General features: G+C 68.6%; 14 protein-coding genes and 2 tRNA genes. 10 read left to right on the top strand and 6 right to left on the bottom strand.

Going from position 1 to position 12,883, the window contains the following annotated elements; translation table 11 throughout:
* Positions 1-6: 6 nt before the first annotated feature.
* Genes recO through AC25Y0_RS04970 form a run of 3 tightly spaced genes read left to right on the top strand, consistent with a single transcriptional unit; the run spans position 7 to position 2,275 of the window.
* On the top strand, positions 7-741 hold the full coding sequence (gene recO, locus AC25Y0_RS04980) for a DNA repair protein RecO (RefSeq protein ID WP_488123215.1): 735 nt from the start codon (positions 7-9) through the stop codon (positions 739-741).
* Positions 738-1,562, top strand: coding sequence for an isoprenyl transferase (locus AC25Y0_RS04975; RefSeq protein WP_488123214.1), 825 nt, complete (start codon positions 738-740; stop codon positions 1,560-1,562). Before recO ends, AC25Y0_RS04975 begins: the two co-directional genes overlap by 4 nt.
* 29 nt (positions 1,563-1,591) lie before the next feature.
* The gene (locus tag AC25Y0_RS04970; protein WP_488134314.1) at positions 1,592-2,275 is read left to right on the top strand and encodes a DsbA family oxidoreductase; all 684 of its coding nucleotides are present in this window, start codon (positions 1,592-1,594) and stop codon (positions 2,273-2,275) included.
* Here AC25Y0_RS04970 and AC25Y0_RS04965 read toward each other — a convergent pair whose 3' ends face one another.
* On the bottom strand, positions 2,276-2,779 hold the full coding sequence (locus AC25Y0_RS04965) for a glutathione peroxidase (protein WP_488123212.1): 504 nt from the start codon (positions 2,777-2,779) through the stop codon (positions 2,276-2,278). It lies immediately after the preceding gene.
* A 50-nt stretch (positions 2,780-2,829) separates the two neighbouring features.
* On the opposite strand from AC25Y0_RS04965, the gene dusB reads away from it, so the two are divergent.
* From dusB to AC25Y0_RS04940, 5 genes are all read left to right on the top strand, one after another.
* On the top strand, positions 2,830-4,011 hold the full coding sequence (gene dusB / locus AC25Y0_RS04960) for a tRNA dihydrouridine synthase DusB (RefSeq protein WP_488123211.1): 1,182 nt from the start codon (positions 2,830-2,832) through the stop codon (positions 4,009-4,011).
* Entirely contained in the window at positions 4,001-5,347 is a 1,347-nt protein-coding gene (locus tag AC25Y0_RS04955) for a deoxyguanosinetriphosphate triphosphohydrolase (RefSeq protein WP_488123210.1), read from the top strand. Before dusB ends, AC25Y0_RS04955 begins: the two co-directional genes overlap by 11 nt.
* Positions 5,347-7,203, top strand: a complete 1,857-nt coding sequence (gene dnaG, locus AC25Y0_RS04950) for a DNA primase (RefSeq protein WP_488123209.1) — start codon at positions 5,347-5,349, stop codon at positions 7,201-7,203. Before AC25Y0_RS04955 ends, dnaG begins: the two co-directional genes overlap by 1 nt.
* A 53-nt stretch (positions 7,204-7,256) precedes the next feature.
* Positions 7,257-8,042, top strand: coding sequence for an ATP-binding cassette domain-containing protein (locus AC25Y0_RS04945; protein ID WP_488123208.1), 786 nt, complete (start codon positions 7,257-7,259; stop codon positions 8,040-8,042).
* Positions 8,043-8,104: 62 nt separating this feature from the next.
* Positions 8,105-8,177, top strand: a tRNA-Asn gene (locus AC25Y0_RS04940).
* A gap of 91 nt (positions 8,178-8,268) precedes the next feature.
* Here the strand turns inward: AC25Y0_RS04940 and def are convergent.
* Positions 8,269-8,835 carry a peptide deformylase gene (gene def / locus AC25Y0_RS04935; RefSeq protein ID WP_488134313.1) on the bottom strand — a complete coding sequence of 189 codons (567 nt, stop codon included), beginning with the start codon at positions 8,833-8,835 and terminating at the stop codon, positions 8,269-8,271.
* Between the two features lie 51 nt (positions 8,836-8,886).
* Between def and AC25Y0_RS04930 the strand changes: the two genes are divergently transcribed.
* The gene (locus AC25Y0_RS04930) at positions 8,887-9,882 is read left to right on the top strand and encodes a DMT family transporter (protein ID WP_488134347.1); all 996 of its coding nucleotides are present in this window, start codon (positions 8,887-8,889) and stop codon (positions 9,880-9,882) included.
* A 17-nt stretch (positions 9,883-9,899) separates the two neighbouring features.
* Positions 9,900-9,973: transfer RNA gene (locus AC25Y0_RS04925), tRNA-Ile, on the top strand.
* A gap of 48 nt (positions 9,974-10,021) precedes the next feature.
* Here the strand turns inward: AC25Y0_RS04925 and AC25Y0_RS04920 are convergent.
* From AC25Y0_RS04920 to AC25Y0_RS04905, 4 genes are all read right to left on the bottom strand, one after another.
* Complete coding sequence (locus tag AC25Y0_RS04920) at positions 10,022-10,771, bottom strand: anti-sigma factor (RefSeq protein ID WP_488134312.1); 750 nt, start codon at positions 10,769-10,771, stop codon at positions 10,022-10,024.
* Positions 10,758-11,216: an RNA polymerase sigma factor gene (locus AC25Y0_RS04915; RefSeq protein ID WP_488123205.1), complete on the bottom strand. Its 459-nt coding sequence runs from the start codon at positions 11,214-11,216 to the stop codon at positions 10,758-10,760. The genes AC25Y0_RS04920 and AC25Y0_RS04915 overlap by 14 nt, the downstream gene beginning before the upstream one ends.
* Positions 11,217-11,338: 122 nt before the next feature.
* Positions 11,339-11,782, bottom strand: a complete 444-nt coding sequence (locus AC25Y0_RS04910; RefSeq protein WP_488123204.1) for a class F sortase — start codon at positions 11,780-11,782, stop codon at positions 11,339-11,341.
* 221 nt (positions 11,783-12,003) lie between these two features.
* On the bottom strand, positions 12,004-12,828 hold the full coding sequence (locus tag AC25Y0_RS04905) for a DUF4397 domain-containing protein (RefSeq protein ID WP_488123203.1): 825 nt from the start codon (positions 12,826-12,828) through the stop codon (positions 12,004-12,006).
* Positions 12,829-12,883 lie beyond the last annotated feature (55 nt).

Here is a 12,883-nt window from a genome sequence, read left to right as displayed (position 1 = left end):
CAAGTGGTGCCCACCTACCGCGATGAGGTCGTGATCCTGCGCACCCACAAGCTGGGTGAAGCAGACCGGATCCTCACGATGCTCAGCCGCCGCCATGGCAAGATCCGCGCGGTGGCGAAAGGGGTGCGCCGCACGTCGTCGCGCTTCGGCGCACGCCTCGAGCCGTTCATGGTCGCCGACGTGCAGCTCTATCAGGGCCGTTCGCTGGACATCGTGCAGCAGGCCGAGTCGCTGGGCTCGTACGGGGCGGACATCGTCGCCCACTACGACCGGTACACATCGGCTCATGCCATGGTCGAAGCAGCCGACCGCCTCAGCGAGGCCGACGCGACGCACCAGCAGTACCTGCTGCTCGTCGGTGGTCTGCGCTCGCTCGCGCGCGGCGAGCACACGCCGCGCAGCATCCTGGATTCGTATCTGCTGCGGGCGATGGCGCTGTCCGGGTGGGCGCCGGGTCTGTCGGAGTGCGCGCGGTGCGGGCGCCCCGGACCGCACGATGCCTTCGTCGCTCAGCTGGGCGGCACGGTGTGCGCCCAGTGCGCGCCCGCCGGTTCCGCCCGCATCGCCTCCGCGACCGCCGACCTGCTGCGATCGCTCATGGCGGGGGAGTGGGAGAAGGTGGATGCTGCCACCGCGGGGTCGACCGCAGCGGCGTCCGGCCTCATCGCGGCCTACGCACAATGGCACCTCGAGCGTGGCATCCGCTCGCTCGCGCACGTCGGCTCGGAAGGAGCACGATGACCCCGAAGCCGTACACGCACCGTGACGCCGTCGCGTACCGACCGCTGGATTGGACCGGGCAGTACCCGCCCGCGTTCCCGAAGGGCTCCGTGCCGAAGCACGTCGCAATCGTGATGGACGGCAACGGGCGCTGGGCGAACCGGCGCGGCCTCACCCGCGTAGAGGGCCACAAGGCGGGCGAAGCGGCCCTGCTCGACGTCGTCGCCGGTGCCGTGCAGGCCGGCGTGACGCACCTCTCTGTGTACGCCTTCTCGACCGAGAACTGGTCCCGCTCACCCGACGAGGTGCGCTTCCTGATGGGGTTCAACCGCGACGTGCTGCATCGACGCCGCGACCAGCTGAACGAGTGGGGCGTGCGGGTGCGCTGGGCCGGTCGCAAGCCGCGCCTGTGGGGTTCGGTCATCAAGGAGCTGCAGTTCGCCGAGCAGCTCACTCGCGACAACGACGTGCTCACCCTCACGATGTGCGTCAACTACGGCGGTCGGATCGAACTCGTCGACGCGATGCGCTCGATCGCGCAAGACGTCGACGCCGGACGACTGCGTCCGTCTGCCGTGACCGAGCGCCTGATCCGCAGCCGGCTGTACCAGCCCGACATGCCGGACGTCGATCTGTTCATCCGCTCGAGTGGCGAGCAGCGTACGTCGAACTTCCTGCTGTGGGAGTCCGCATACGCGGAGTTCGTGTTCCTCGACACGCTGTGGCCCGATTTCTCGCGCACCGACCTCTGGCGCGCGATCGGCCTCTACCTCGACCGCGACCGTCGCTTCGGGGGCGCCGTCGACACCCCGCGCGGGCCTGCAGAACATTCGCCGGAATAGACGCTGTCCGGGCGCCGTTGCACCGTGCTGTGAGTGAATCCATCAAGATCGACGTCTGGTCCGACATCGCGTGCCCCTGGTGCTACATCGGCAAGCGAAACCTCGAGAACGGTCTCGCGGCCACCGCCGACGATGACGACGCCCCGCACGTCGAGGTGACCTTCCACTCGTACGAACTCTCACCTGACACCCCCGTCGACTTCGACGGAGACGAGATCGACTTCCTCGCGACCCACAAGGGGATGCCGGCCGACCAGGTGCGCCAGATGCTCGATCGCGTGACCGGTGTGGCCTCCGAGGTCGGCCTCGAGTACCGCTTCGACCTGCTGCAGCACACCAACACCCTCAAAGCGCACGAACTGCTGCACTTCGCCAAGGAGCAGGGCCGGCAGCCCGAGCTCGCCGAGCGCCTGATGGCGGCGTACTTCACCGAGGGCCGGCACCTGGGGCGCGTGGACGACCTCGTCTCGCTCGCTGCCGACGCCGGTCTCGACGTCGATGCGGCCCGCGAGGCGCTGCAGTCGGGACGGTTCGCCCCGGCTGTGCAGGCAGACAAGGCACAGGCCGCGGCCTACGGCATCAACGGAGTGCCGTTCTTCGTCATCGACGGCAAGTACGGCGTGTCGGGCGCACAGCCCGCCGAGGCGTTCAGCGAGATCGTCCGCCAGGTGTGGAGCGAGTCCCGCGGCGGCGCGCCCGTCGCCGGCTCCTGATCAGCGCGGCAGGTTCTCTTCGATCACGGCCACGACGGCCGGGTCGTCGGGCTTCGTGGCCGGGCGGAAGCGGTGCACCTCACCTGAGGGAGTGATGACGAACTTCTCGAAGTTCCAGGCGATGCGACCCTTCTTGCCCTCGAGGTCGTGCGCCGCCTTGAGCGCCTGGTAGAGCGGGGCGGCATTCTTGCCGTTCACCTTGACCTTGTCGTGCACGGGGAAGGTGACGCCCCACGTGGTCGCGCAGTAGTCGAGGATCTCGTCCATCGACCCGGGCTCCTGCCCCATGAACTGGTTGCAGGGAAAGCCGACGACGGTGAATCCACGGTCGCCGTAGGCCTTCTGCAGCTCCTCGAGCTGGGCGTACTGCGGAGTCAGTCCGCACTTCGATGCCACGTTGACGACCATGACGACGTCCCCGTCGTACTCCGCGAGTGTCGAGGTCCCTCCGTCGGCGGTCTGGAAGGGGATCTCGCGCAGGTCGGGTGTCGTCTCATCGGTCATATCCCCAGGGTAAAGCCCGGCTGAGCAGCGGGACCGAAAGGGATGGGAGAATGGGAGACGTGACGACTGCCCTCGCTCCTGCACGGACGCTGCGCATCGGGCCCATCGAGCTCGATGCGCCCGTCGTGCTTGCGCCCATGGCGGGAATCACCAACACCGCCTTCCGGCGACTCTGCCGCGAGTACGGCGCGGGGCTGTACGTCAGCGAGATGATCACGACGCGGGCCCTCGTCGAGCGCAACGCCACGACGATGCGCCTCATCACGCACCACGAGTCCGAGACGCCGCGCTCGATCCAGCTCTACGGCGTCGACCCCGCGACGACCGAGGCTGCCGTGCGCCTGCTCGTCGACGAAGACCGAGCAGACCACATCGATCTCAACTTCGGATGCCCCGTGCCCAAGGTCACCCGCCGGGGCGGGGGAGCAGCCCTGCCGTGGAAGCTCGGCCTGTTCCGCGAGATCGTGACGCGCGCGGTGCGCGCCGCGGGCGATGTGCCTCTCACGATCAAGATGCGCAAGGGCATCGACGCCGACCATCTGACGTACCTCGACGCCGGCCGCATCGCCGAAGACGCGGGTGTCGCCGCCGTCGCACTGCACGCCCGTACCGCGTCGGAGTTCTACTCGGGCCAGGCCGACTGGACCGCCATCACGGCGCTCAAACAGGCCGTCACGAGCGTGCCCGTGCTCGGCAACGGCGATATCTGGGCAGCGGACGACGCGGTGCGCATGATGACCGAGACCGGGTGCGACGGGGTCGTCGTCGGACGCGGCTGCCTCGGGCGCCCGTGGCTGTTCGGAGACCTCGCCCGATCGCTCGGAACCCCCGACGCGCAGGGGCCCGGCAGCGCTCCCGTCGATGCGACGCTCGGCTTCGTCGCGCACGCCTTCCGCCGCCACGCCGAGCTGCTCGTCGACTTCTTCGATGACGAGGTCCGGGGCTGCCGCGACATGCGCAAGCACGTCGCGTGGTACTTCAAGGGCTACCCCGTCGGCGGCGAGACACGGGCGGCACTCGCGGCCGCCTCGACGCTCGCCGAAATCGACGACCTTCTGGCCACGCTCGACCTCACCGCGCCGTACCCGGGGGCGGATGCCGAAGGCCAGCGGGGGCGCGCCGGCTCGCCCAAGCGACCCGCGCTGCCGCAGGGGTGGCTCGACTCCCGCGAAATCGGCTCCGCCGCGAGCAGCGCCCTCGCCGAAGCGGAGCTCGACCACAGTGGCGGGTGAGCAGACGGCGGTCGAGCCCCTCGCCCGGCCGCTGGGTTACGACGACCGCGACGCAGAACGCCTCTTCACCGAACGACACCGCTCGCTGCGCGACGACTTCGCGCGCGACCGTGCCCGCGTGCTGCATTCGGCGGCGCTGCGACGCCTCGCCGCGAAGACACAGGTGCTGAGCCCCGCGAGCCCCGCCGACTTCGCGCGCAACCGGCTGACGCACTCCCTCGAGGTCGCGCAGGTCGGACGCGAGCTCGCCACCGCGCTGCAGCTGTCGCCCGACGTCGTCGACACGGCGTGCCTCAGCCACGACCTCGGACACCCGCCGTTTGGGCACAACGGCGAACGTGCGCTCAACGACTGGGCTGAGGACATCGGCGGATTCGAGGGCAACGCCCAGACGCTGCGTATTCTGACGCGGCTCGAGCCGAAGACGATCGGCGCCGACAAAGCGACGTTCGGCCTCAATCTGACGCGCGCGAGCCTCGACGCGACGTGCAAGTACCCGTGGACGGCCGCGCACCCGCTGCCCGACCCCGGCGGCCGTCTGAAGTTCGGCGTGTATCCCGACGATGAGCCCGTCTTCCACTGGATGCGCGCCGGTGCTCCCGGTCGCGTGCGCTGCATCGAGGCCGAGGTCATGGACCTCTCGGACGACATCGCCTACTCGGTGCACGACTTCGAAGACGCCATCGTCAACGGCTACCTGCGGCCCGACTGGCTCGGCGACCCCGCGCAGCACGACGCGCTGCTGAACGGCATCCAGGCGTGGGTCGGCTTCGACTTCCCCCGGGATGCACTCGCCGACGCGCTCTACCGCCTCATGCGAATGCCGGAGTGGATCACGTCGTTCGACGGCACGCGCGGCGACTTGGCCCGGCTGAAGAACCTCACGTCCGACCTGATCGGACGCTTCGCGCGCGCCGCGACCACGGCGACCCGCGATGCATACTCGGTGACGGCATTGACCCGCTACCGCGCACACGTCGTCGTTCCCCCCGTCGTCGCCGCGGAGATGGCGGTGCTGAAGGGCATCATCGGCACCGCGGTCGTCTCGATCGAGGGGCGCAAGGAGCTCTACAAGGAGCAGCGTCGTGTTCTGAGGCGGCTGGCATCGGCGCTGTGGGAATCGCCCGATTCGCTCGACGCTCTGCACGCCGCGGACTTCGCCGCCTGCGCGTCGGATGCCGCACGCCGACGGGTCGTCGTCGATCAGGTCGCGAGCCTCACCGACCAGCTCGCGATCGCCTGGCACGAACGTCTCGTCGGAGACGTCGATGCGGCATCCATCGGGGTGTGGGCGCCCGGCGCGACGACATCGTCAACTCTCGCAGAGGCGACCTGATGGCGGGGCGCATCCGTCAAGCCGACGTCGACGAGGTCAAGGCCCGCACCAACATCGCCGACATCATCGGAGAGCGCGTCGCCCTCAAGAACGCGGGCGTGGGGGCGATGAAGGGGCTCTGCCCCTTCCACGACGAGCGCAGCCCCAGCTTCAACGTGCGCCCGCAGGCGGGCTTCTACCACTGCTTCGGATGCGGCGAGTCCGGCGACGTCTACTCGTTCCTGCGCGCCATGGATCACGTGTCGTTCCAAGAGGCGGTCGAACGGCTCGCGGGGCGCATCGGCTACTCGCTGCACTACGAAGACGGCGGATCGGCCCCCGAGACGAGCGGACGCGCCCGCCTGTATGCCGCGAACGCCGCGGCGGCCGAGTTCTTCCGCGAGCAGCTCATGACCCCCGAGGCCGAGACCGCACGTCGGTTCCTCGGCGAGCGGGGCTTCGACGCGGGAGCGGCGGCGCACTTCGGGGTGGGCTACGCACCGCGGGGCTGGTCCGGCGTCATCGCGGCGCTCCGACCCCGGGGGTTCACCGACGACATCCTGACGCAGGCCGGCCTCGTCTCGCAGGGGCAGCGCGGCGTGTACGACCGGTTCCGGGGTCGGCTCGTGTGGCCCATTCGCGATGTGACGGGGCAGGTCATCGGCTTCGGGGCACGTCGCCTGTTCGACGACGACAAGGGGCCCAAGTACCTCAACACCCCCGAGACGACGATCTACAAAAAGGCGCAGGTGCTCTACGGGCTCGACCTCGCCAAGCGCGACATCTCGCGCCAGCACCGTGTCGTCGTCGTCGAGGGGTACACAGACGTCATGGCGTGCCACCTCGCCGGCATCACGACGGCGGTGGCCACGTGCGGCACGGCGTTCGGCACCGACCACATCACGATGCTCCGCCGCGTCATGGGCGACGATACGACGGCCGGCGAAGTCATCTTCACGTTCGATCCGGACGCCGCCGGCCAGAAGGCGGCGCTGCGCGCCTTCGCCGACGCGAAGCGCTTCAATGCGCAGACCTATGTCGCGACCGGGCCCGAAAGTCTCGATCCGTGCGATCTGCGCCTCGAGCGCGGCGACGGTGCGGTGCGCGCCCTCATCGAACGCAAAACGCCGATGGTGGAGTTCGTGCTCGATCAGCGCATCGGCGGTTTCGATCTCGCGGCCGCCGAAGGGCGCGTGGGAGCACTGCGCGCCGCCGCGCCGGTCGTGGCAGACCTGCGCGACGCGCTGCTGCAGCCGGAGTACATCCGCGTGCTCGCGCGGCGCCTCGGGATGGACACCGAAGACGTGCGCCGCGAAGTCGAACGCGCTGGCCGCAGCGCACGGCGGAACGCCGACCAGGTCACACCACGCGCGGGTGGCCAGCCTGACGCCGAGACGCCCGTCGAGCGCGTGACGATCGCCTCGCTTCCACGGGTGAAGGACGTCTCGCTCGAGCGAGACGCGCTGATGGGCTTCTTGCAGTTCGGGCACCGGCTCGACGATGCCCTCGTCGCGCGGGCGACGGCGCTGACGTACCGGCATCCGGCGCTGGACGCGGTGCGGCAGGCGATCGCTTCCGCCCCGGATCGGCAGCGGATCGGTTGGGCTGCCGAAGCTGTCGGCACCGTCCGGGAGCCGTATCGCTCACTCGCGGCCGAGTTGCTCGCGGCCGATTTTCCCGCGCTCACCGACGATCTGGCTGTCGCCTCTGCCGCCGATCTCGCGCGCCGCCTCATCAGCCGCGCACTGGAGTTCGAGAAGAGCGAGCATCTCGGCGCGATCCAGCGCGTGCCGCCGGACTCCGAGGCCGGTCGCGTGATCCGTCTGCGACTGCGCGAGATCGATGCGGAGCGCCGCCGGCTCGCCGAAGAGTCCTGACCTCTCGGTCGTGTCCGCTGGCCGCTCGCTCGATCACCGGGCAAAATGGCGTGATGAGCTCTCCTCGAGAAGCTGACGCCGCGATCAGGGCCGGTGATCTCTCGATCGCCCAGGCGGGTCGTCTCGGCTCGGAGCGCCTCGTCGACGGTGTGTCGTTCACTCTGCAGCACGGCAGCACCCTCGCCCTGATGGGTCCGACGGGATCGGGCAAGTCCAGTGTGCTCGGCGTGCTGGCCGTCGAGTCCGCGACGGGACTGGCGATCGTCGGAGGCGACGCCTGGATCGACGGCATCTCGGTGCGTCGGCCCGGTCGTTCGCACCGGCTGCTCGACTACATGACGGGATATCTGCCGCAGTCAGCCGGCGCGGCACTGCCCGCCCGCCACACGGTCTCAGAGGTGATCAGCGGACCGATCACGAGTCGTGACCGGCATATCAACCAGCGCGCCCTCGCCGTACGGGTCGCCACACTGCTCGACGAGCTCATGCTTCCGCTGGGAGCCGCCGGCAAGTACCCCTACGAGTTGAGCGCGGGAATGCGGCAGCGTGTGGCGTTCGCGCGGGCGCTCGTGTTGCAGCCCAAGGTGCTGCTGGCAGACGAGCCGTTCGCCAACATGGACGTCGAGGTGCGCGTCGCAGCGCGCGAGGCGATCATGCGCCGCCGCGACGAGTACGGCATGTCCACGCTCGTCGTGACGAACGAACCGGATGTCGCGACGGAACTGCGTGCTGACGTGCTCGTCCTGCACGCGGGGCACCCTGTCGCATATGGGCGGAGCCCCGACGATCTGCTGTGGACGCCGGGAATCGAATCGGATCGGCGATTGATCGCCACCTGATGTCACGAGCACACTCTGAGATTTGGTACGCTATCTGAGTTGCCTCGCGAAAGCGGGGCTCTTCCTCGGTAGCTCAATTGGCAGAGCAATCGGCTGTTAACCGATAGGTTCTTGGTTCGAGTCCAAGCCGGGGAGCGAGGGCCTTCGTGCATCTACACGAAGCCTCACCAAGACCCGGGCTTCCACCCCGGGTCTTACTTTTTTCTCGGGTGGCCGCCGCGGCGCTTCAGCCCTCGAGATCGTCGATTCCGGGCGTCCAGGCCTGACCAGGACGCCCCCATCCGCGCTTGCGGGCGATCTTCTGCGCGGTCTTCCAGTCACCGTCGGCGAGTCGATCGACGTAGAGGACACCGTCGAGGTGGTCGTACTCGTGCTGAATGATGCGGGCACGCCAGCCGTCGACCTCGATGCGGACCGGCTCGCCCTCGAGATCCGTGCCCGTCACCAGCACGGCGTCAGAGCGCCGCAGCGGAAACCGCTCCCCGGGGAAAGACAGGCAGCCTTCAGATTCCTCGTCGGGGTCTGGGTGTCCGGGCAGCGGAGGACGGATCCAGAGGTCGGGGTTGATGATGACGCCGCGCCAGGGCTGACCCTCGTCGTCTTCGTAGCTGTACGTGAAGATGCGCAGCGGAACACCCACCTGCGGAGCGGCGAGGCCCACGCCGGGTGCGGCATCCATCGTTTCGTACATGTCCGCGACGAGGGTCCGGATGTCATCGGTGATGTGGGTGACAGGGGAAGCAGGAGCGTGCAGGACGAGATCGCCCATGATGCGAATCGGGAGAACAGCCACGCCTTGAGCCTATCGAGCAGTGACGAGGACTAGTGTCAAGGGGTGATTCTGATGGACGGGATGATCGGTGACGTCACCGGCGAACTCATCGGTGTCTTTCGCGACCCCGCGATCCTGATCGGCATCCCGCTGGCCCTGCTCGGCGCCATCTTCATGTCCTTCGGAGCGCAGTATCAGCACCGCGGCGTCGTGAAGGTCGAGCATCTCACGGGCTCGTCGGGAAGCAGCGGCCTGTCGGGCAAGCAGCTCGCCAGCCTGCTCAAGCGGCCGTCCTGGGTCTTCGGTTCGGCGATGCTGGGCGCGGCGATCCTCTGCCAACTCGGCGCACTCGCGTTCGCGCCACTCATCGTCGTGCAGCCCCTCGGCGCGATCTCGCTCGTCATCACGACACTGCTGAACGCCCGCGTCAGCGGGCACAAGCCGACGCGCCAGTCGATCCGCTCGATCATCGCGTGCGTCGGGGGCGTCTTCATCTTCGTCACGATTGCCGCCTTCGTCGCCACCGAGCAGGAGATCGACGAAGGCGAGCTCATCACGATCCTCAGCCTGCTCGGCGTCGTCATCGTCATCTTCGGCGCCCTGTGGCTGTGGCTGCGCAAGCGCGCACAGGCGCTCTTCTACATCGTCGCTTCCGGCGTGATCTACGGCTTCGTAGCCACCCTGGCGAAGGTGGTCATCAAGCGGGTGCAAGCCGGCGACTTCGAGTGGCTGACCCTTCTGTGCCTCGTCGCGCTCCTCGGCGCGACCGCCGCCGGTGCCTACTTCGTGCAGACCGCCTACTCGGTCGGCCCGCCTGATCTCGTCATCGCGGGCCTCACCGTGATCGACCCCATCGTCGCGGTGCTCATCGGCCTGATCATTCTGCAGGAGGCTGCGACGGCGCCCGTCGGCGCGTTCATCGGCTTCGCCGTCGCCGGAGCGATCGCCATCTACGGCGTCGCGACGCTCGCCCGAAACCACCCGCAAGTGCTCAGCGACAGTCGCGAGCTGCCGTTCGAGCGGGGCAGTCGCGGCAACCGCAAGAAGGACCCGGACTCGGCGGCCTAGTAGGCTCCTTGTCGAACGGGGCGGTGGCCAAGCTGGTCAAGGCAGCGGGCTCATAACCCGACGATCGTGGGTTCAAGTCCCACCCGCCCTACGACTGAGGGGCCGCCCACCGGGCGGCCCCTCATCTGTGCCACAGGGGCTAGGCGGTCGTGAGCTGGCCGCGCACGATCGAGTCGCCGGAGTGTGCCGGGTCACCATCGAGTGGCTCGAACGAGATGTCCACGAGGTCGTAGTCGTCCAGGTCGATTCCGCTCGGGATGTCGAAACGACCGCTCTCGCCGGTCAGCACACCGAGGCTCACGAGAGCCTCCCCGTCGTTGCGGATCAGCCACACCTCGCGATAGGTGTCCGGCGCATCCGCGCCATCCAGGTTCACGGTGAGGAATCGTGCACCATCACGGTCCCGTTCGACGGCGGCCGACCCGACGGCATCCGGGTGATCCGGGAACGGATCGAGGGCTGCGGTCGCGATCGAGGTCGGTGCCATGCGCGCGTTGACCACGCCCCAGGTGCCCGCTCCCACCACGGCGACTCCCGCCAGGGATGCCGCCAGGACCCACGCCGTCCGCCAGCCCGCTCTCCGCTCTCGGCGCAGTCTCGACGCGGGGGCGTCCGACGGGGCAGGAGCAGTCTCGGGGAGCGGGGGAGTCGTGACGGGAGCGGGCCGTTCCAGCAGAAGTTCGTCGGCGATCCGCGCCCACACACGCTCGGGCGGAGCCTCGAGCTCGCCGTCGTGGATGGTGGACCGCGCGATCGTCGTGACTCGGATCATCTCCGAGACTTCGGCCGCGCATACGGGACAGGAGGCGAGGTGTTCGGTCTGCTCGTGGTCGTCGAGCGGCTCGCCGAGTGCGATCAGTGCGAGCTGTTCGGGATCAAGATGCGACATGGTTCACCTCCAGACGGTCGCGCAGTCGCTTGAGACTGCGTCGGATATGGCTCTTCACGGTACCGAGTGGCATCGCCAGTCTTCGCGATATCTGCTCGTGGGTGAGATCGTCGAAGAACGCCAAGCGCATGACTTGCTGCGCGTCGGGTTCGAGCAGTTTGAGTTCATGGGCCACGAGGATCTGTTCGGACAGGTCCGCGTGGTCCTGGACGAGGTCGTCGGGCCTCGTGAGGCGTTCCATCTCCTGCTGGAGCGCACGCACTTTCGATCGCGATTCGAGGGTGTCGGCGATCCGTCGGCGCGCGATCGCCACGAGCCAGGTCGACAGTTTCGACTTGCGCGGATCGTAGGACGCTCGTGAGGTCCAGGCAGAGACGAAGGTCCGCTGGGTGATGTCCTCTGCATCGCCGCGATCTCCGACCGACCGCAACGCGAGCGTGAACACAACGGGTGACCACCGCCGATACAGCTCCGCGAGGGCGGCCTCGTCACCCGCGACGAAACGGGTGTTGAGAGCCTCCTCGGCATCCGATTGCGTATTCACGATCTCCTCGTCGGCACTCACCGTCACACCTCCCGGGCGACCGCGACGACGTTCTCGCGGTACCGCCCCGTCGCACTGTCGTAGAGACCACCGCATGTGATGATCACCACAGCGGGAGCGCCGTCTCTGCGGAAGAGTTCGGTCGTCGGGAGCCCCGTCTTGTCGTAATTGACGACGGACTCCACGACGAAGCTGCGGGTCGTGCCGTCGGCAGCGACGACGTCGACCTTTTCTCCGACGGCAGCATCACGAAGGCGGGCCAGCGGACCGATCGGGTAGTCGGGTGCGTCGACATGGGCTGCCAGAACGATGTTGCCTTCACTGCTGGCCGCGTCCGCACCGTAGCGATACCAGCCGGCGACCGCGGGGTCCTCCGGCAGCTCCATCTGTCCGTTGCTCTCCACGCCGACCGGAAAGATCGGCATATCCACGCCCAGCCCGGGCATGACCAGTCGTTCAGGAGCCACGGCGAGCGTGGGTGCTTCCAGTGCCCCGGATCGAACCGGGACGCTGACGGCGGGAGTGGGAGCGGGCGACGACGTGACCGCACGGTCGCCGGTTGGGGGAAGCGACCGGGTCGCGTCGCCCGCCCCCACGGGTGAGCATGCAACGAGGCATGCCGCAGCGGTCACAGCCAGGAGTCCGCGAACGAACACCGGGCCGATCCGCCGCGGCACGCCCCGGCTCATCAGCGGCCCGCCTGCTGACGGGTGTGCATGGTTACGACGGCGCCGGCCGCGATCACGATCGCGCCGATCGCGGCGATCCAGCCGACGCTCGTGGCGGTGTCACGAGCGGCGAGGTAGCCCGCCGAGCCCGACGGCACGCCGTCCGGCGTGGAGTGCAGGCCCGAGATCGTCTGCGAGGCCAGTGCGAGGTTGCCGTCTTCGGCGCTGCCCCAGGCGTAGACGATCGTGAGGACGCCTTCCTGAATCTGCACGTCCGCCGGGCCGATCACGGGATCGGTCGTGCCCGTGAGGGCGACTGCTGCCTGCACGGTGCCGGCGGGGAGATTGAGCGTCGCCTCGTCAGGGTTCGAGAGGTCCTCGACGACGGGGCTTCCCCCCGCGAGGATGTCCACGGCAGGTGCCGCCGCGACGTGGCGCACCGTGAGGCGGCCCTCTCCGGCCGCGGTGGTGGCGGTGTCGTTGGTGAAGAGGTTCAGTCCGGGGTCACCGGCCTCGGTGAGGTGAGCGACGGCGGTGAAGTTGCCACCCGCGGTCAGCGTGATCGTGGCGGGCCCGAGCACCGGCGAGCTGGCGTCTGCGGCATCCGGCGCGGTGAGGGCGACCTCGTAGTCGCCCGCAGGAAGTTCGAGCGGCCCGGCGAGATCTCCCGGCTGGAAGTCATCGAGCGTGAGATCACCGTTGACGTAGACGTCCACCGGCGTGTCGGGAATGCCGTGCAGCACCGAGAGCTGGGCGGCATCGGCCGTGGATGCCGACGCGGGGAACGCGAGGCCGAGGGCCGCGATGATGCCGACGGTGACGCCGGCAGCTGCTGTCTTTCGCACTGTCTTCCTCCTTATGAGAAGGCGGTGATTTCCGCCTATGAAAGTGCTTTCTCCT

This window comes from Microbacterium sp. Y547 (assembly GCF_057669785.1).
The sequence above is the reverse complement of the archived record's forward strand: the minus strand, read 5'-3'. Positions and strand labels throughout refer to the sequence as shown.

What these genes read in the sequence shown, in the direction of transcription:
- AC25Y0_RS04975 (WP_488123214.1), top strand. Translation starts at nt 738, where the DNA reads ATGACCCCGAAGCCGTACACGCACCGTGACGCCGTCGCGTACCGACCG.
- AC25Y0_RS04965 (WP_488123212.1), bottom strand. Translation starts at nt 2,779, where the DNA reads ATGACCGATGAGACGACACCCGACCTGCGCGAGATCCCCTTCCAGACC.
- dusB (WP_488123211.1), top strand. Translation starts at nt 2,830, where the DNA reads ATGGGAGACGTGACGACTGCCCTCGCTCCTGCACGGACGCTGCGCATC.
- dnaG (WP_488123209.1), top strand. Translation starts at nt 5,347, where the DNA reads ATGGCGGGGCGCATCCGTCAAGCCGACGTCGACGAGGTCAAGGCCCGC.
- AC25Y0_RS04945 (WP_488123208.1), top strand. Translation starts at nt 7,257, where the DNA reads ATGAGCTCTCCTCGAGAAGCTGACGCCGCGATCAGGGCCGGTGATCTC.
- AC25Y0_RS04930 (WP_488134347.1), top strand. Translation starts at nt 8,887, where the DNA reads ATGGACGGGATGATCGGTGACGTCACCGGCGAACTCATCGGTGTCTTT.
- AC25Y0_RS04920 (WP_488134312.1), bottom strand. Translation starts at nt 10,771, where the DNA reads ATGTCGCATCTTGATCCCGAACAGCTCGCACTGATCGCACTCGGCGAG.